9 protein-coding genes and 1 tRNA gene are annotated in these 18,764 nt (G+C 69.7%); 4 read left to right on the top strand and 6 right to left on the bottom strand.

Annotation, left to right across the window (positions count from 1 at the left end):
- Genes gspE through G020_RS0107135 form a run of 3 tightly spaced genes read right to left on the bottom strand, consistent with a single transcriptional unit; the run spans nucleotide 1 to nucleotide 4,308 of the window.
- Nucleotides 1-1,515, bottom strand: coding sequence for a type II secretion system ATPase GspE (gene gspE / locus G020_RS0107145; protein WP_018946770.1), 1,515 nt, complete (start codon nucleotides 1,513-1,515; stop codon nucleotides 1-3).
- Nucleotides 1,505-3,448: a type II secretion system secretin GspD gene (gspD, locus tag G020_RS0107140; protein WP_024329112.1), complete on the bottom strand. Its 1,944-nt coding sequence runs from the start codon at nucleotides 3,446-3,448 to the stop codon at nucleotides 1,505-1,507. Before gspD ends, gspE begins: the two co-directional genes overlap by 11 nt.
- Entirely contained in the window at nucleotides 3,445-4,308 is an 864-nt protein-coding gene (locus G020_RS0107135) for a type II secretion system protein N (protein WP_029681234.1), read from the bottom strand. Before G020_RS0107135 ends, gspD begins: the two co-directional genes overlap by 4 nt.
- Nucleotides 4,309-4,495: 187 nt before the next feature.
- Here G020_RS0107135 and recC point away from each other — a divergent pair, with 187 nt between their 5' ends.
- From recC to G020_RS0107115, 4 genes are all read left to right on the top strand, one after another.
- Entirely contained in the window at nucleotides 4,496-8,041 is a 3,546-nt protein-coding gene (gene recC / locus G020_RS0107130) for an exodeoxyribonuclease V subunit gamma (protein WP_024329110.1), read from the top strand.
- Nucleotides 8,038-11,850 carry an exodeoxyribonuclease V subunit beta gene (recB, locus tag G020_RS0107125; protein WP_024329109.1) on the top strand — a complete coding sequence of 1,271 codons (3,813 nt, stop codon included), beginning with the start codon at nucleotides 8,038-8,040 and terminating at the stop codon, nucleotides 11,848-11,850. Before recC ends, recB begins: the two co-directional genes overlap by 4 nt.
- A complete protein-coding gene (recD, locus tag G020_RS0107120) occupies nucleotides 11,847-13,922 on the top strand; it encodes an exodeoxyribonuclease V subunit alpha (protein ID WP_024329108.1) in 2,076 nt (691 codons plus the stop codon). The genes recB and recD overlap by 4 nt, the downstream gene beginning before the upstream one ends.
- 124 nt (nucleotides 13,923-14,046) lie before the next feature.
- Nucleotides 14,047-14,466: a hypothetical protein gene (locus G020_RS0107115; protein WP_024329107.1), complete on the top strand. Its 420-nt coding sequence runs from the start codon at nucleotides 14,047-14,049 to the stop codon at nucleotides 14,464-14,466.
- A gap of 83 nt (nucleotides 14,467-14,549) precedes the next feature.
- Here G020_RS0107115 and G020_RS0107110 read toward each other — a convergent pair whose 3' ends face one another.
- The 3 genes from G020_RS0107110 to rpoD all read right to left on the bottom strand — a co-directional run bounded on the left by G020_RS0107110 (nucleotide 14,550) and on the right by rpoD (nucleotide 18,613).
- Nucleotides 14,550-15,896, bottom strand: coding sequence for a VWA domain-containing protein (locus G020_RS0107110; protein ID WP_024329106.1), 1,347 nt, complete (start codon nucleotides 15,894-15,896; stop codon nucleotides 14,550-14,552).
- A gap of 636 nt (nucleotides 15,897-16,532) precedes the next feature.
- Nucleotides 16,533-16,609, bottom strand: a tRNA-Ile gene (locus G020_RS0107100).
- 120 nt (nucleotides 16,610-16,729) lie between these two features.
- Complete coding sequence (gene rpoD / locus G020_RS0107095) at nucleotides 16,730-18,613, bottom strand: RNA polymerase sigma factor RpoD (RefSeq protein ID WP_018946780.1); 1,884 nt, start codon at nucleotides 18,611-18,613, stop codon at nucleotides 16,730-16,732.
- Between the last annotated feature and the right edge of the window lie 151 nt (nucleotides 18,614-18,764).

Genomic DNA, 18,764 nt, shown 5'->3' with positions numbered 1-18,764 from the left:
TCAGTCCTCCTGGGTGACGCGCAGCATTTCCTCGAGGCTGGTGGTGCCGTCGAGGACACGGCGGCGGGCGTCCGCGCGCAGGCTGTGGCTGTGCTGCCGGGCGGCCCGGGTCATTTCCTGCTCCCCGGCGTTGTCGTGGATCAGGCCGCGCAGGGTGTCGTCGATCTCCACCAGTTCGTAGATCCCGGTCCGGCCGCGATACCCGAGCTCGTTGCAGGCGGGACAGCCGCGGGGCCGATGGAGCGTGGGTGCCGGGTCGTCGCCGGGGTCTTCCAGTCCCAGCAGGGCGCATTCGCGAGCGCTTGCGGGATACGGCTCGCGGCATTCGGGGCACAGGACCCGCACCAGGCGCTGCGCCAGGATGCCGTTGAGCGTCGAGGACAGCAGGAAGGGCTCGACGCCCATGTCGCGCAGGCGCGTGACCGCCCCGATCGCGGTGTTGGTGTGCAGGGTGGAAAAGACCAGATGCCCGGTCAGGCTGGCCTGTACCGCGATCTGCACGGTTTCCAGATCGCGGATCTCGCCGACCATGACCACGTCGGGATCCTGCCGCAGGATGGCGCGCAGCCCGCGTGCGAAGGTCATGTCGATGCGGCTGTTGATCTGGGTCTGGCCGATCCCGTCGAGGTAGTACTCGATCGGGTCTTCCACGGTGAGGATGTTGCGGCTGCGGTCGTTCAGTCGCGTGAGGGCGGCATACAGGGTGGTGGTCTTGCCGGAGCCCGTGGGGCCGGTGACCAGCACGACGCCGTGCGGCCGCGTGACAATCCGCTCCAGGACCGCGTGGGTCTGTGCCTCCATGCCCAGATGGGCCAGGTCCAGGCGTCCGGCCTGCTTGTCCAGCAGTCGCAGCACGATGCGTTCGCCATGGCCCGAGGGCAGGGTGGAGACGCGCACGTCCACCGGCCGCCCGGCGATGCGCAGGGAGATGCGGCCATCCTGCGGCAGGCGCTTTTCGGCGATGTCCAGACGGGCCATCACCTTGATGCGCGAGACGATGAGAGGTGCCAGCCCTGCCGGAGGGGTGAGGACCTCGCGCAGTATCCCGTCCACGCGCATGCGCACGGCCAGGCGGTTCTCGAACGGTTCGACATGGATGTCGGAGGCGTTCTCGCGGACCGCCTCGGTCAGCAGTGCGTTGATCAGCCGGATGATGGGGGCATCGTCCTCGGTCTCCAGCAGGTCCCGGGGCTCGCCCAGCGATTCCGCGACACTGGAGAGGTCGAGGCTGTCGTCCAGTCCTTCCATCGACTGCATCGCGTCCGAGGAGCTGGACTCGTAACGTTCGCGCAGGCGCCGTTCGAAGGTGGCCTCGTCAACCGGGTGCAGACGCAGCGGCTCGGCGCTGCGTCGCCGGAGCTCGGCCAGTCCCTCGGGGTCCGCTCGTGGATGGAGAATGATTTCCCGCTCGCCGCCGCGGACCTCGCCCGGAACGGCGCCGACGCGCCGGGCGAAGCCGTAGCCGACGCTGAAGTCGTCTTCCGTGCTCGGGTCGGGGGCCTGTTCAGTCAGCATGGTCGGTGGCGTAAGCCGGATGCAGTTCTTCGAAGGCCGGGGGCAGCTCGGTCAGCCGGTCCCATTGCGGCAGGACCGGTGTGGTGTCGCCGCGGCCCCGGGTGCGGGCTCGTTCGCGCAGCTGTTCGGCGCGGATGAAGCTGTACTTCTCGCTGGTGAGTTCGGCGCCGTCGGCGCTGTCCCGGACGATGCGCGGGTGGAGGAAGACCATCAGGTTGCGTTTTTCGGTCTGGTTGCGGTCGGCGCGGAACAGCCGGCCCAGGCCCGGGATATTCCCGAGCCCCGGGACGCCGGCTTCCTGGTCGGTCTGCTGCTCCTCGATCAGCCCGCCGAGGACCAGCATGTCGCCGTCATCCACCAGGACATGGGTGGTCAGTGTGCGGGTGTTGGTGATCAGGTCGGCGGCACCCGCGGTGCCGGGCGCCAGCTGCGAGACCTCCTGTTCGATCTCCATGCGCACCGCGTTGCCCTGGTTGATCTGCGGACGCACGCGCAGCTTGACCCCCACGTCCTCGCGCCGGATGGTGTCGAAGGCCTGTCCGGAGTCCTCGATTGAGCGCCCGACCACGAACGGTACGTTCTGGCCGACCACGATCTCGGCCTCCTCGTTGTCCAGCGTGAGAAGGCTGGGGGTCGAGAGGATGTTGGTGGCACTGTCGCGCTGCAGCATGTTCACCAGACCGGCAATGGCGTTGTTTCCGGACTGGCCCGCGCCGCCGACCGTCAGCCCGTCGCTGAGCCCCGGCGGGCTGGCCACCTCGCCCCCGAGGTAGGCATCGATCCCGGCAGCCAGATCGACGATGCCGGTCTGCCTCTCGGAGAAGCTCAGGACTCCGGCGGCGCTGCTGCCGATCGCGCCCCACTGGACGCCCAGTTCCTCGACCCGGTCGGAGGAAACCTCCGCGATCACGGCCTCGACCAGGACCTGGGCGCGCCGGATATCGAGTTGGTCGATAATGTCGTCGAAATCACGCAGGCGCTCCGCCGGGCCCGAGGTGACCACAGCGTTGGTGCTTTCGTGGGACTCGATGTGAACGCGCGGGCCGTCGCCGTCCTCGGTTTCCATGCCCGGATCGTGCTCCGCGATGCTGCGCAGCAGTTCCGCGACGGTTTCCGCGCGGGCATAGCGCAGGTAGTGCACCCGGGTATTGCCCCGATGAACCTCGCGGTCCAGCTGGGCGATCAGGCCGCGCATGCGCAGGCGGTCGGTTTCGTCCCCCGACAGGATGATGGCGTTGCTGCGCGGGTCGGCCTGTGCGCGGGCATCCTGGAGCTCGCCCGGGCGTCCCGGCATCAGTTCGCGCAGGTGTTCGGTCAGGTCCCCGGCGCGTGCATGTTCGAGCTCGATGACATCGAACTCCGTGTCCATGGGGCGATCCATGCGTTCGACGATCCGCTGGAGGCGGCGGATGTTGTTACGGGTTGCGGAAATCAGCAGCGTGTTGGATCCGCTGGAGGCGGCCATGTGGCCGCTCTGGGGGAGGAGAGGGCGCAATGCGGGCACCAGCTGGGTGACGTCGACATGGCGCGCCTGGATGACGTGGGTGACGATCGACGCACCCCGGGTGTCCGGGGCTTCGGCATCCGGGGTCAGCAGGGGCGTGGGCTCCTGCGTGGTCTGACCATCCGGGATGATCCGGGTCGCGCCGTCACCCTCCACGGCCGCGAAGCCATGGATATCCAGGATCTCGTGAAACAGGTCCTCGAGTTCGTCACGCGCGACCGGACGGCTGGAAACCACCGTGACTTCGCCCCGCACCCTGGGATCCACGATGAAGTTGGTGCCCGTTTCTTCGGCCACCAGATCGATCAGGTTGTGGATGTCGGTGTCGCGCAGGTTGAGCGTGAGTGTGTCGGCGGCCAGCGGCGCGGCCGGGGTGGCCAGCAGGGCCGCGGTCAGCCATGCGCTGGCGAGGGACGGGCGGAGTCTCATTCGGTAAACTCGATGCTGAGCGAACGGGCCTGGCCGTCGCGTTCGACGGTGATATCGACCCGGCGCGCGTCCTGCAGGTCCGCGAGCAGGGTTTCGGGGTCCTCGATCGCGGAGATCTCTCGCCCTCCGACCGAGGTGATGATGTCGCCGGGGCGCAGGCCGGTTCGCTCGAAGTCGCGCCGATTGCGCGTGGGCCGGACTTCGAGTCCGGCCAGCGATCCCTGGCGAATGACGGGGCGGGCGCGTACGGCGTCCATGACCCGTTCGGGATCGTTGAGCCAGCGGTCGCGACTGATACGACCGTCGGCCGAACTCGTTGCAGGCGAAGGCTCCGCACTCCGGTCCGCACCGTTGCCCGCGATGCGCGGATCCTCACCGCGTGGCAGTCGCAGGATCTCGTGTCGGCCATCCCGCAGTAGCACCACATGATCGGGGTGCACCTGGTCCAGCGTGGCCATTTGCTCTCCGATGGTATCGTCGGGCCGGTAGAGCTCGATGTCCCCGCCGCCAGCCGCGATGAACGCGGTTCCGTCGCCATGGCCATCGGCCAGGACACCTTTCAGATCCAGCTGCAGCCGGGTTTCGGGCGCCTGTTCGACTGGCGCGGGCGTGGCGGTTTCGAGCGGGCCGAAAGGTTCATGACGCGCGCTGCGACTGAATCCTGAAGCTCGGTCCTCGCCTGCTTCCGTCGTCGCGCTGGCCGGTGATGAAGAATGTGTGGTGTCGGTGGGTGCTGCGGCGGGATCCGGGGGTGGCAGAACCCCCTCCGGGGCAAGCATCAGCCATACCAGCCCGGCCGTCATCCACGCCAGCATGACCGCCAGCGCCAGGTTGAGCAGGCGGGGCAGACGCGTGTGCATGAACGTTCCGGAATCCGCAATCATGTCCCCGAGTTTACCTGAGCCACAGGGACGTCACAGCCTCATTGATCAGTGTTTCCTTGACCACTGTGACGAGGAGGGAACGCTGACTGGCGGGGTGGCTGGACAGCCCCCCGGGCTTTTGCGACGGTAGCCGGCACGACGACGGACAGCGGCAGGAGCGGGCGTGGAGGCGAGCGAGGAACTGCAGCCAGGGATGGTGGTGCTGCACGGCAACCGTCTGGAGTCGCTGCGCTCGCTGGTGGTCGAGTGGGTGCGGCGGGCGCCGCCGGCGCCGCTGGAGAACGAGACCATCCTGGTGCAGAGCAACGGCATGGCGCAGTGGCTGCGGCACGCGCTGGCGGCCGATCCGGATGCTGATCCGCCCGGCTGCGGGATCGCCGCGGCGCTGGACATGCAGCTCCCCTCGCGCTTCATCTGGTCCGCCTATCGCGCGGTGCTGGGTGCCGAGGCGGTGCCGCTGGAATCCCCGTTCGCCAAGCGCCCGCTGCTGTGGCGGCTGATGCGCCTGCTGCCGGCGCTGCTGCAGCGCCCGGCCTTTGCCCCGCTGGCCGAATTCCTGCGTGACGACGGCCCGGAGGCGGGCGGCGACCTGCGCAAGCGTTACCAGCTGGCCGAGCGTCTGGCCGATCTGTTCGACCAGTATCAGGTGTACCGTGCCGACTGGCTGGCGGACTGGGCCGACGGCCGTGACGTGCTGCGCGGGGCGCGCGGCGAGGAGCCCGAACTGGCCCCGGAGCAGCGCTGGCAGGCCGAGCTCTGGCGGGCCCTGCTGGACGACGTGGGCGACGAACACGCAGGGGTCAGCCGCTCTGCGGTGCACGAGCGCTACATGCGGGCGGTGGCGGATCTCGAGCAGCGCCCCGCCGGGGTGCCGCGGCGGCTGATCGTGTTCGGCATCTCCTCCATGCCGGGGCAGATCCTGGAGGCGCTGGAGGGGCTGGCGGGCGTATGTCAGATCCTGGTCTGCGTGCACAACCCCTGCGAGCACTACTGGGCCGACATCGTGGCCGACCGCGACCTGCTGCGCGCCCGCCGCCGGCGTCAGGCGCGGCGCCCGGACATGCCCGAGGTGCTGGACGAAACCACGCTGCACAGCCACGCCCATCCGCTGCTGGCCGCCTGGGGGCGCCAGGGGCGCGACTACATCGCCTTGCTGGATGAACACGATGAGCCGGCCGCCCGCAACCGCGTGCTGGAGGGGCTGGACTGGGAGCGCATCGATTTCTTCGAGCCGCACGGCGAGGCCTGCCTGCTGCACCAGCTGCAGGAGGACATCCGCGCGCTGCGCCCGCTGGGCGAGACCCGCGAGGCCTGGCCGCCGGTGGACCCGGCCGACGCCTCGGTACGCTTCCACGTCGCGCACAGCCCGCTGCGCGAGGTGGAGATCCTGCATGACCGCCTGCTGGCACTGTTCGACGCCGACCCCGACCTGCGCCCGCGCGACGTGATCGTGATGGTGCCGGACATCAACGTGTATGCCCCGTACATCGACGCGGTGTTCGGTCAGCACGGGCCCGACGAACCCGGGCACATCCCCTACACCCTGGCCGATCAGGGGCCGCGCGGGCGCGACCCGGTCCTGATCGCGCTGGAACGCCTGCTGGCCCTGCCCGAGAGCCGCATCGGCGTGAGCGAGGTGCTGGACCTGCTGGACGTGCCCGCGGTGCGGCGGCGTTTCGGTCTCGGCGAGGACGATCTGGCGGCATTGCACCGCTGGGCCGAGGCCGCCGGCGTGCGCTGGGGGCTGGATGCCCGCCAGCGCGCCGGCCTGGGGCTGCCCGAGGGGCTGGAGCAGAACACCTGGCGCTTCGGCCTGCGGCGCATGCTGCTGGGTTACGCGGTGGGCGACGGCGAGGCCTGGCAGGCAATCGAGCCGTTCGCCGAGAGCGGCGGCCTGGCCGCAGCGCTGCTGGGGCCGCTGGATGCCCTGATCGAGGCCCTGTCCGGTGCCTGGGACATGCTGCGTACCGCGCATGCCCCCGAGGACTGGGCCGCGCTGCTGCACGGACTGCTGCAGGATTTCTTCCAGGGGCACGACGAGGACGAGCTGCTGAGCCTGCGGCGGCTGGAAGACGCCCTGGAGCAGTGGCGCGAGGACTGCCACGCCGCCGGCCTGACCGAGGCCCTGCCGCTGACCGTGGTGCGCGAGCAGTGGCTGGCGAGCCAGGAGGAGGCCGGGGTGGGGCAGCGCTTTCTCGCCGGGGCGGTGAACTTCGGCACCCTGATGCCGATGCGTGCGATCCCGTTCCGGGTGGTCTGCCTGCTGGGGATGAACGACGGAGATTATCCGCGGCGCCCGACGCCGGTGGATTTCGACGTGATGACCCGCGATTACCGCCCCGGCGACCGTTCGCGGCGCGAGGACGACCGCTACCTGTTCCTCGAGGCCCTGCTGTCGGCGCGTGACCATCTGCATGTCAGCTGGGTGGGGCGCAGCGTGCGCGACAACGAACCGCGTCCGCCGTCGGTGCTGGTGGCCCAGCTGCGCGACCATCTGGCAGCCGGCTGGCAGCCGGCGGGCGAGGCGTCCCTGCTACAGCAACTGACGATCGAACACCCGCTGCAGCCCTTCGCGCCGGCGAATTTCCCGCCGGCGGGCGAGGCTTCTGCGCATTTCACCTATGCCGCCGAATGGGAGGCGGTGCACGCCGCCCCGGCGGCGGGCGCGGCGCCAAAGGACGCGCCGGCGGAGGACGAAACCCTGCCACCCCCCGCGCCGGAGGCGGAGGACGCCGTGCTCGGGCCGGAGACCCTGGTGCGGCTGCTGAAGGACCCGGTCGAGGTGTTCTTTGGCCAGCGTCTGGGCGTGCATTTCGACGAGGACCCGGGCGCGACCGAGGACCTGGAGCCGTTCGGCGTGGCGGGGCTGGAGGGCTGGCAGCTGCGCCAGCGGCTGGTGGCCACGGCCCTGGAGGACGGCGAGATCGGGGCGGACGAGGACGCGCAGGCCTGGCTGCAGCGGCGTCGCCCGACCCTGGAGGCGGAATCCCGCCGTCTGCTGCGCGCCGGGCACCTGCCGCTGGGGGCGGCCGGCGAGCTGCAGCGCACGGAACTGATCGGGGACGCCGAGCGGCTGCTGGAACGCATCGCCGAACCCCTGCAGGCCTTCCCGCGGCGGGCCCCGGTGCTGCCGGCGGTGCGCGTGGCGGCGGCGGGCTGGCAGCTGGAGGCCCTGCCGGCCGCGCTGCGGATCCCGCCGGAAGACGCCCCGCAGGAGGCGGCCCTGCAGCTGGAATCCACGGTCAGCCGGCTGAAGGACAAGAAGGCCTGGCGCATCGACAAGCTGACGGGCGCCTGGGTGCGTCACCTGGTCGCCTGCGCCGCGCGTGCCGATGTCGAGACCCGTCTGGTGGGCCTGGATACCGAGTGCCGTTTCGTGGCCCTCGACCGGGCCACCGCCCGTGCGCATCTGGAGACCCTGCTGGAAGGCTGGGCCGCCGCGCTGGAACGCCCGCTGCCGCTGGCGGCTCTGGTGGCCGGGGCCTGGCTGCGGGCCGAGGATGAAGAGCGGGATGCGCACGCGGCCGCGCTGCGCGTGCTGGAAGGGGACGGTTACCACGAGGCCGGCGAACTGGCCCGGCGCCCGGCGCTGGCGCGCGCCTGGCCGGATCCGCAGGCATTGCTGGCGGATCCGGCGATGGCGCACTGGAGCACGCGCCTGTATCGCCCGCTGTTCGACAGCCTGAGCACCGGGGAGGAGACGGCATGACCCCCGCGCCCGGGACGGACACCCATGAGGACGTGCGCGAGCTGGATCCGCTGGCGCTGCCCCTGCACGGCTCGCGGCTGATCGAGGCCAGCGCCGGTACCGGCAAGACCTACACCATCGCCGCGCTGTACCTGCGTCTGGTGCTGGGACACGGCCCGCTGCCCGAGGGCTGCGGGGCGCTGACGCCGCCGCAGATCCTGGTGATGACCTTCACCGAGGCGGCCACCCAGGAACTGCGCGAGCGCATCCGCGACGGCCTGGCCACCGCCGCGCGGGTGTTCCGTGCCGAGGTGCCGGAGCAGGTCGCCGGCGCCGAACCCATCCATCTCGATCTGCGCGCGCAGTGGCCGGACCCGGACGAACGCGCGGGCGCGGCGCGGCGCCTGGAGGTGGCCGCCGAGTGGATGGACGAATCCGCGGTATCCACGATCCACTCCTGGTGCCAGCGGGTGCTGCGCGAACACGCCTTCGCCTCCGGAAGCCCGTTCCGTCAGGAGCTGGCGGCCGACCAGCGCGAGCTGCTGGCCGAAGCGGCGCGGGACTTCTGGCGCAGTTTCATGTATCCGCAGAGCGTCGATGCCCTGCTTTTGCTGCGCGGGGCCTGGGGTGCCCACCCCGAGGCCCTGCTGGGCAAGGTGCGCGCGCTGCTGGGGCGGGTGGAACCGCTGCCGCCGGCCACCGAGGCGCTGACCACCCCGGACGGGCTGAACGCCTGGCTGGGTGACCGCCTGCAACGGCTGGCGGCGATGAAGCAGCGCTGGAACGAGGACCGCGAGGCCGTGGAGGTGCAGTTCCGCCAGCTGCATCGTGACGTGCTGAACGGGAACAAATACCAGAAACCCGAGCAGCTGCTGGAGGCGATGCGCGAATGGGCGGATACCCCGGGGCTGCTGCAGCCGCGCATCGGCGGCAGCACTCCGCTGCTGGAGCGCATGAGCGCGGCCGGCATGGCGCAGGAGGGGTTTCGCAAGAAGGGCCAGTCCCTGCCGGCCGACCTGCATCCGGCGTTCATCGCGCTGAACGACCACGCCGAGGTCTGTGCCGACGAGAGCGAGCGCCTGCTCAAGGCCGCGGCGGCCGCGATCGACCGGCGCTTTCGCCGTGCCCAGCAGCAGCGCGCGCAGATCGGCTTCAACGACCTGCTCACCCGCCTGCGCGACGCCCTGTACGGTCCCGATGGCGAGGCCCTGGCGCGCACCCTGCGCGAGCGCTTCCCGGTGGCCCTGATCGACGAGTTCCAGGACACCGATCCGGACCAGTACCGGATCTTCGATCGGGTGTACCGCATCGAGGAGAACCCGGACGCCACCGGGCTGCTGCTGATCGGGGATCCCAAGCAGGCGATCTACCGCTTCCGCGGGGCCGACATCCACAGCTACCTGCGTGCCCGCCACGCCACCGCAGGGCGGCATTACACCCTGCCGAAGAATTTCCGCTCGGTGGAATCCCTGGTGGCCGGCGTCAACCACCTGTTCGCCCGTGCCGAGGCCTGGCCCGACGGCGCGTTCGGCTTCGGGGGCGGGGAGCTCCCGTTCCATCCGGTCACCGCCCGCGGTCGCTCCGAGACCCTGACGGAACACGGCACCGCGCTGCCCGCGCTGACCCTGTGGCAGGCCGGCGGCGACGAACCGGTGGGCATCCGCGACTGGCGGGCGAGTGCCGCGGCGGCCTGTGCCAGCCGCATGGTGGAGCTGCTGAACGGCGGCGAGGATGGTCACACCGGGTTCGTCGAGGGCGGGGACGCGGGCGAGGCCCGCTTCCGCCGCCTGCGCCCGCGCGACATGGCCGTGCTGGTGCGCGATCGCAAGGAGGCCGCCGAGATCGAACGCGCGCTGCGCGAGCGGGGCGTGCGCAGCGTGTACCTCTCGGGCGGGGATTCGGTCTACACCACCCCCGAGGCCGGGGACCTGCTGCGCTGGCTGCGCGCCTGTGCCGAGCCCACCAGCGAGCGGCTGCTGCGCGCGGCCCTGGCGACGCCGACGCTGGGACTGCCGCTGCCGGAGCTGCACCGGCTGACCGTGGACGAGTTGCGCTGGGAGGCGCGGGTGGAACAGTTCCGCGCCTATCGCCGGCTGTGGCAGGCGCGCGGGGTGCTGCCGATGCTGCGCGCCCTGCTGCATGATTTCGACGTGCCGCGCGCCCTGCTGGCGGACGAGGGCGGCGAGCGCGCGCTGACCAACCTGCTGCACCTGAGCGAGCTGCTGCAGGAGGCGGACGCCGAGCTGGACGGCGAGCAGGCGCTGATCCGCCACCTGGCCGAGCATCGCAACGCGGATTTCGCACCCGGCGACGAGCAGGTCCTGCGCCTGGAGAGCGACGAGGACCTGGTCAAGGTGGTGACCCTGCACAAGTCCAAGGGCCTGGAGTACCCGCTGGTGTTCCTGCCGTTCGTCTGCGGTTTCCGCGAGGTGACCAGCAAGGACGTACCGTTCCTGGACCGCTCGCCGGGCGCGGCCCCGCAGTGGCGTTTTCACATGGACGATGCGGCGAAGGAACGCCAGCAGCGCGAGCAGCGGGCCGAGGACCTGCGTCTGCTGTACGTGGGCATGACCCGCGCCCGCCACGCCTGCTGGATGGCGATCGCGCCCGTGCGCCACGGCAACCGCAAGGATAGCGATCTGCACCGCACGGCCGTCGGCTACCTGCTGTTCGGTCCGGAGGGCGTGGAGCCGCCGGCGCTGGCCGCGCGCATGGAGGAACTGCGCGACGACGACGGCCATGTGCGGGTGGAGCCGCTGCCGCCGCCGGCGGTCGAACGCTGCCGCGCGGGCGAGGCCGCGCCGGCCACCGGGCCCGCGCGGGTCCCGCGGCGCCGGGTGCGCGAGCCCTGGTGGGTGGCCAGCTACAGCGCCATCGCGCGGCGCGAGGAGCCGGGCCCGGACGACAGTGCCGCGCCCGCCGATGCCGGCCCCGATGCGCCGGATACCGCCGAGGAGGACATCCTGCGCGAGGACGCCGGCGCGCGTGATGTCGACGCGGCCGTCGATGGTGACCCCGGGGTGGACACCGGGACGGACACCGGGGCGGTGACCACGGCCCCGGCCGGCGGGCACCACGACTTCCCGCACGGACCGGAGCCCGGCACCTTCCTGCACGGCCTGCTGGAATGGGCCGGGGAGCAGGGCTTCGCGCGGGTGGCCGGCGATCCCGCGCGTCTGCACGCCGAGGTCGCGCGACGCTGTGGTGCCCGCGGCTGGGACGACTGGGTGCCGGTGCTGCAGACCTGGATGCACCAGCTGCTGGCGGCCGAGTTCCCGCTGGACGGCGCTGCGGGATTCTCGCTGGCGGGGCTGGACAGCTATCAGGCCGAGCTCGAGTTCCTGTTCGAGACCCGCTGGCTGCACAGCGACACCCTGGATGCAGCGGTGCGCCGTGATGTCCTGCCCGGGGAGTCGCGCTCGCCGGCCGGGCGCAAGTGGATCAACGGAATGCTCAAGGGCTTCGTCGATCTGGTGTTCCGGCACGGGGAGCGTTATTACGTGGCCGACTACAAGTCCAACCGCCTGGGTGCCGGGCCGGAGGCCTATACCACGGCGCAGCTGAACGCGGCGGTGCTGGATCACCGCTACGACCTGCAGCTGGTGCTCTACACCCTGGCGCTGCACCGCCTGCTGAAGGCCCGCCTGCCCGGCTACGACTTCGACACGCACATGGGCGGCGGGGTCTATCTGTTCCTGCGCGGGGTGGATGCGCCGGGGCGGGGCGTGTTCCATCAGCGCCCGCCGCGCGAGCTGATCGAGTGGCTGGACCGCGCCTTCGCCCGGGGTCCGGATCGCCCGGCGGTGCGCTCCACGGAGGCCGGGGCATGAGTGCGGCCACCGCAGCGCGGCCGGACGCCGCCGGCGTGCTCGCGCGTCTGGCCGAATGGGAACAGGCCGGCTGGCTGCGCGGCGTGGACCGCGCACTGGTGCGCCTGCTGCACGAGGAACTCCCGGAGCTGGATCCGCTGGCCCTGTTGCTGGCGGCGCTGGCCAGCCATCAGGCCGGGCGCGGGCATGTGTGTCTCGATCTGGACGCGTTGCTGGAGGCCCCCGACCGTACCCTGGCGCTGCCGCCCGAGGGCGAGGCGGCCACCGCGGTGCTGCCCTCCGAGGCCCTGCGCGGAACCACCCGGGCGGAACTGGAACAGGCGCTGGCGGACGCGCGGCTGTGCGCCGACGACGCGCCGGGTGCCAGCCCGCTGGTCCGTGCCCGGGGCCAGCTCTATCTGCGCCGCTACTGGCAGGCCGAGCGCCGGGTGGGCGAGGCGGTGCGCGCCCGGCTGGAAGACGCCCCCGCCTGGCGCGAGGCCCTGGATCCCGCCCGCACCCGGCAATGGCTGGACCGGCTGTTTCCCGCCGCGGCACCGGGGGGCGGCCCGGACTGGCAGCGCATCGCCTGTGCCCTGGCGGCCGGCAGCGGCTTCGGCGTGATCACCGGCGGTCCCGGCACCGGCAAGACCACCACCGTGCTGCGCCTGCTGGCTCTGCTGCAGGGCCTGCAGGGCGACGGCGAGGCTTTGCGCATCCGTCTGGCCGCGCCCACCGGCAAGGCGGCCGCGCGGCTCAATGCCTCGGTGGGCGGGGCGCTGGACCGCCTGAACCTCGAGGCCCTGCCCGACGGCGAGCGCCTGCGCAGCCGCATCCCCGCCGGGGTGGTGACCCTGCATCGGCTGCTGGGGGCGCGACCGGGGGCGCGCGGCTTCCGCCATGATGCGGCAAACCCGCTGCCGGTGGACGTGCTGGTGGTGGACGAGGCGTCGATGATCGATCTGGAACTGATGGCCGCGCTGGTGGAGGCGGTGCCGCGCCACGCGCGCCTGATCCTGCTGGGTGATCGCGACCAGCTGGCCTCGGTGGAGGCCGGCGCGGTGATGGGTGAACTCTGTGCCCGCGCATCCGACGGCCATTACACCCCGGAGACCGTGGCCTGGCTGAAGGCACATGCCGGCGCGGAGATCCCGACCGCGCTGCAGGACGGCGCCGGCCAGGCGCTGGACCAGCACGTGGTGATGCTGCGCCACAGCCATCGTTTCGATGCCGACAGCGGCATCGGCCAGCTGGCCACCGCGGTCAACGAGGGCCGGGCCGGGGAGGTGCGCCTGCCCACCCTCGATGGCGCGGTGGACCGGCTGACCCTGGAGGCCGGCGACGGGCGTGGCTGGCTGGCGCGGGTGCTGGATGGCGATCCGCAGCGCGAGGCCGCCGGGTATCGCCATTACCTCGAGGCCCTCGCGCGGCTGCGGCCGGCCGGCGGGGCCGCGCGCGGTGCATGGGAGGACTGGGCGCGCGAGGTGCTGCAGGCGCACGGGCATTTCCAGCTGCTGTGCGCGGTGCGTCGCGGCCCCCGGGGGCTGGAGCAGCTGAACCGCCGCATCGCGGCGGCGCTGCGGGAGCGGGGCCTGCTGGCGGGCGAGGGCACATGGGTCGAGGGGCGGCCGGTGATCGTCACCCGTAACGATTACGCCCTGGGCCTGATCAACGGCGACATCGGCATCGCGCTGGCCGTGCCACGCTGGCTGGCCGCGGGCGAGGACGGGCCGCAGGGCGACGCAGCCATCTCCGGGCCGGAGTCGCGGGTGCTGCGGGTGGCCTTCCTCGCCACCGACGGCCGGGTGCGCTGGATCCCGCCCAACCGCCTGGAGGGCGTGGAGTCCGCCTTCGCCCTGACCGTGCACAAGGCGCAGGGCTCCGAGTTCGACCACGTGGCCCTGATCCTGCCGGACACCGACAGCCCGATCCTGACCCGCGAGCTGGTCTACACCGCCATCACCCGCGCCAGCCGCCGTTTCACCCTGCTGGAACCTCGCCCCGGCCGCCTCGAAACCGCCGCCGGCCGCCGCATCCGCCGCGGCGGTGGCCTGCACCGCTGGCTCGAGGCGCCGGACATCCCTGCTGGATGAAGCTGCCCGCACATCGCCCGGGCATCGGGGTGGATAACCCCTCGGCAGGCGCGGCCGCCGTGGAAATCTCCCGGGGTGTCTCGTACCCTCCGGGGTCGTTCGCCCATCCCGATCCGGAGACACCGTGGCCGATATCCTGAATCCGTACGCCGACGATCAGCCCGAGTCGAAATACATCGTGCTGCGCGCACGCAGTGGCCAGGAGGTCTCCGCCAACTTCACCCTGCAGGACCGGCGGGGGCGCCAGAGCGCGGCGGAGTACCTGTTTCACCTCTACTCCACCATCAAGGAAAAGGTGGGCGAGCCGACCCTGGACACCGCCGCACCCTCGCCGGACGACCAGGACGCCATGCAGCGATTGATCCTCTACACGGCCGGTGCCCACGACACCATGTTCGGCACCTTCAATGCCTCCACGGAAATACCCGAGGAGGAGCGAAACGAGTTCGTGGAGCTCTTCCTGCTGGCCTGCGCCACGGTCATCGAGGGCAAGCGGATCACCATCGACCTCCAGCGGGGCCTCATCGACGCCGAGGCGGCCTGATTTCGAGGGACCCCTGAGCCGTCGGTAGCGGGCGGACCCGGGGTCCCGTACCGAAAGGGGACCCGGGATGACGCCGAGGACGTTTACTGGCAAGCGTGGACGACCCTCTCCCCCTCCCCGGAGAACTCGATACCGTCCCTCTCGTACTCGACGATGACCCTGAGCGAGCCTTCCTCGCCATATTCAAGTTCGGAATCGAAGTCGATCTCGTATTGATCGCTGAACAGCAGGCTGGTCACCTGCTGAAAGACCTGCTGAAGGTTTTCGTCACCTGCCGCTTCGTAGAACAGGCCGCCCGTCTCGCGCGCGAGCTTTCGTAGCCGGTCTTCGTCGAAGTCGCCGAACCCGATGGTGAACACGGGGATGCCGGCCGCGTTGGCCAGTTCGATCGCATCGTCCACATCGGCGTCGGACTCGTTGTCCATGCCGTCGGTCTGGGAGATGATGGCCTTGCGGTCCTTGTCGCGTTCGGTGGTCCGCTCGATGGCCTCGACGGTGGCGTCGTACAAGGCGGTGCGACCGCCGGCACCGTCGGGTTCCTTGTCGATCGCGGCTTCCAGCACGCCTTTGTCCGAAGTGAACTGCGGGGTCATGAGCTCGACCTCAGTGGCGTATTTGATGATGTCTGCTTCATCCTCGGACAGCATCGCGTCGACCAGTAACTTTGCTCCCTCTTTCATGTTGGATTCCGCGCCGGGGACGTCGGTGATACTGGCGCTGTAGTCCATGGCGACGCTGAACGCGAGGTTGGTGAAGCTTTCTTCGATCCAGGTGACGTGGACCGGTTGGGATTCCATGCCGGAGCTCTCCACCAGCGTGAAATTTGCAGGGTCCTCGTGCAGCCCCTTGACCGGGTATCCCGCCTGATCGATGACGGAAATATAGGCTTTGTCCAGCTCCCCCGGGCACGCGTTGACCTGGTTGACCTGGACGTTGAGATCCGGATCAATATGGGCATATTCGCCGTCCAGGCTGGCGGCATGCCCGACCGAGGGGGCGTTGGGATCGTCGCTCTCCACGATCAACAGCGCCCGGTGCTCGCCGAAATTCTGCTGGCCGGGGCCGAATGCCACCGCAATGGTGCAGCTGTCGCCGGGGTCGAGTGTCAGGCTCAGCGCGTCGCAGGGGGTGTCACCACCGCCCTGGTCCAGGATGAAGGCGTTCGGATCCTGCCCTGCCAGATACATGTTCGAGATGTCGTAGGACGTCGAACCTTCGTTGCTGATGGTGAATTGCCGCGGGGGCGTGTGTTCCTGGTTGCCCTCCGTAACGACTCCGAAGTCGAAATGTTCGGGCAGTACGTTGACGTCGGTCGAGTCGTCCCCTCCGCTACTGCCACCGCTACTGCCGCCGCCGCAGCCAGTCAGGCCGATTGACGCAGCCAGCAGGGCCGGAACCAGGAGTCGGGACTGTCCGATATCAAACCTCATGGTGTTCTTCTCCATCGATGTAGGGGGGACGGTGCTGTTGGAGAAGCCGGCCCATCCGTCCGGCGGCCAGGTTCAGCATCGCAAGCCTTTTCGGAAGTTGCCCCTGCGGGTTTTGTGAAACCGTTCTCTCGGGGGTTCCTGTCCAATGCCCTAGCAAGCCTCAGGCCAGAGAAGATCACCTTCCTGTTTTCAGTAACTTGGTGAGTTGGCTGCGTACGGTTACGAACCGGGATGTAAAATGCGCGGACAGGCTGAGGCTTGTTTGCCCTGCAGGGGCGAGGCAGGCAGCCGCGGTGCGGTACCGGATGCAGTATTCATCCCGGGGCGTCGTCGAAGTCGAGGGCGTGCCTCCCGCCGGCCAGTCGGTGGCTTCCGTGCGCTCCCGCCTGCTCGCACGGGTACCAAAAACGGGACGGGTCCTGGGACTCCATTCGAGGAATGGGGCGATGACGGCGTAAACCGGACGGACAGATCGAGATTCACGATGAGGGGCGCGAGCGCAAGCGAGTGGTGGCCCGGTTGGGTGGAGGCCGGTCGCGTAGCGACGCGAAGCATGGCTTCGCGAGGCCGGAACGGCGTGCGCCGGCAGGCGCGCGACAGGGATAGTCCGACCTGCCCGGCGCGAGCGCAAGCGAGTGGTGGGCCCGGTCGGACTCGAACCGACGACCAAGGGATTATGAGTCCCCTGCTCTAACCAACTGAGCTACAGGCCCGGGTGCTCGGGTGGGTTCGCAGCGGGGCCGCAAACGGATGCGGCGCCATTCTACCCCGAGGGGGCAGGGCGCCGCATAGTGGAGGGGCGGCCCGTCTGCGGGACGGGCGCGAGGTACCGGTTATTCGGCGTCCATGTAGGTGCGCAGCAGTTCGGCGCGGGTCGGGTGGCGCAGCTTGCGCAGGGCCTTGGCCTCGATCTGGCGGATGCGCTCGCGGGTCACGTCGAACTGCTTGCCGACCTCCTCCAGGGTGTGGTCGGTGTTCATGTCGATGCCGAAGCGCATGCGCAGGACCTTGGCCTCGCGCGGGGTCAGCGTGGACAGGATCTCGCGGGTGGCCTCGGTGAGGCTTTCCTGCGCGGCGGACTCGGTCGGGGAGGCGACCTTTTCGTCTTCGATGAAGTCGCCCAAGTGGGAGTCCTCGTCGTCGCCGATCGGGGTCTCCATGGAGATCGGTTCCTTGGAGATCTTCATCACCTTTCGGATCTTGTCCTCGGGCATCTCCATGCGCTCGGCCAGCTCTTCCGGCGTGGCCTCGCGGCCCATCTCCTGCAGCATCTGGCGGGAGACGCGGTTGAGCTTGTTGATGGTCTCGATCATGTGCACCGGGATGCGGATGGTCCGGGCCTGGTCCGCGATGGAGCGGGTGATGGCCTGGCGGATCCACCAGGTGGCGTAGGTCGAGAACTTGTAGCCGCGGCGGTATTCGAACTTGTCCACCGCCTTCATCAGGCCGATGTTGCCTTCCTGGATCAGGTCGAGGAACTGCAGGCCGCGGTTGGTGTACTTCTTGGCGATGGAGATGACCAGGCGCAGGTTGGCCTCGACCATTTCTTTCTTGGCGCGGCGGGCCTTGGCCTCGCCGATGGACATGCGGCGGTTGATCTCCTTGATCTCGGAGATGCTGAGGCTGGCCTCGCGCTCGATCTCGGCCAGTTTCTTCTGCGTGCGCACGATGTCGTCCTCGAGATCACCGAGGGCGTTGACGTACTTGCCCTTGCCTTCCTTCTGGACTTCCTGGATCCAGTTGAGGTTGGTCTCGTTGCGCGGGAAGCCGTCGATGAAGGTCTTGCGCGGCATATGCGCCTGGTTCACGGCCATGTCCATGATCCGGCGTTCGTGCTTGCGGATCCGGTCGATGGTCGTGTGCAGTTCCTGGGTCAGCTGGTCGACCACGCGCGGCACCAGCTTGAACTCCATGAAGTACTTCGCGGTTGCCTCGCGCGCGGTGGCATACGCTTCCATGTCGCCGGCCTCGAAGGCGGCGTGGGCGCGGGCGTGCAGTTCGCGCAGTTTCTCGAAGCGCTGGCGGGCTTCTTCGGGGTCGGGGCCGTTGTCCACCGGTTCGCCGGCCTCTTCGTCGGCTTCGTCCACGGCCTCGGAGATGGCGTCCAGTTCGGGCGAGGCGGCCTCTTCCTTCTTCGGCTGAGGCTGCTCCTTGACGTCGACCTCTTCGGCCAGGCCACGGGCGACGGCCTCGCCATTGGTGCCGTCGGGCTCGATGAAGGACACCACCAGGTCGGTCAGGCGGCTGCCGTTCTCGACGATCTGGTCGTAATCCTTGATGAGCTTGTCGATCGCGCCGGGATGGTGGGCCAGCGCGAACAGGACCTGCATCAGGCCCTCTTCGATGCGCTTGGCGATGCGGATCTCGCCCTCGCGGGTGAGCAGCTCCACGGTACCCATCTCGCGCATGTACATGCGCACGGGGTCGGTGGTGCGGCCGAAGTCGCTGTCGGCGGAGGCCAGCGCGGCGACCGCGTCCTCGGCGTCTTCGTCGGCGGACACCGAGCCGTCGGACAGCAGCAGGCTGTCGGCATCGGGCGCCTGTTCATGGACCTCGATGCCCATGTCGTTGATCATCGCGATGATGTCTTCGACCTGATCGGAGTCGATGATGGTTTCGGGCAGGTGGTCGTTCACCTCGGTATACGTGAGGTATCCCTGCTCCTTGCCCTTGGCAATGAGTTCCTTGAGCTGGGATTGCTGCTCTTCACGGTTCATCGCGATCTGATCTCCGAGGTTCGTCGTTCGGCTTCGAAAAGTGAACCCTGCATTATAGCAGAAGTGTCTTATATTGCTCGCCCCGTGAGGCGCGCGAAAAATGGTTCGTGCAATCAAGTGGATGCGGGCACGAACGGGGATTTCAAGGGGC

Origin of the sequence: Thioalkalivibrio sp. ALR17-21 (genome assembly GCF_000420185.1) — a bacterium.
Lineage (GTDB): Bacteria > Pseudomonadota > Gammaproteobacteria > Ectothiorhodospirales > Ectothiorhodospiraceae > Thioalkalivibrio > Thioalkalivibrio halophilus.
Note: the sequence above shows the minus strand (reverse complement) of the source record. Positions and strands in the feature narration are given on the sequence as shown.

Bases quoted from the DNA above. Each gene is read 5' to 3' on its own strand.
- gspE (WP_018946770.1), bottom strand. From the start codon at position 1,515: ATGCTGACTGAACAGGCCCCCGACCCGAGCACGGAAGACGACTTCAGC.
- gspD (WP_024329112.1), bottom strand. From the start codon at position 3,448: ATGAGACTCCGCCCGTCCCTCGCCAGCGCATGGCTGACCGCGGCCCTG.
- recB (WP_024329109.1), top strand. From the start codon at position 8,038: ATGACCCCCGCGCCCGGGACGGACACCCATGAGGACGTGCGCGAGCTG.
- G020_RS0107110 (WP_024329106.1), bottom strand. From the start codon at position 15,896: ATGAGGTTTGATATCGGACAGTCCCGACTCCTGGTTCCGGCCCTGCTG.
- recD (WP_024329108.1), top strand. From the start codon at position 11,847: ATGAGTGCGGCCACCGCAGCGCGGCCGGACGCCGCCGGCGTGCTCGCG.
- rpoD (WP_018946780.1), bottom strand. From the start codon at position 18,613: ATGAACCGTGAAGAGCAGCAATCCCAGCTCAAGGAACTCATTGCCAAG.
- G020_RS0107135 (WP_029681234.1), bottom strand. From the start codon at position 4,308: ATGCACACGCGTCTGCCCCGCCTGCTCAACCTGGCGCTGGCGGTCATG.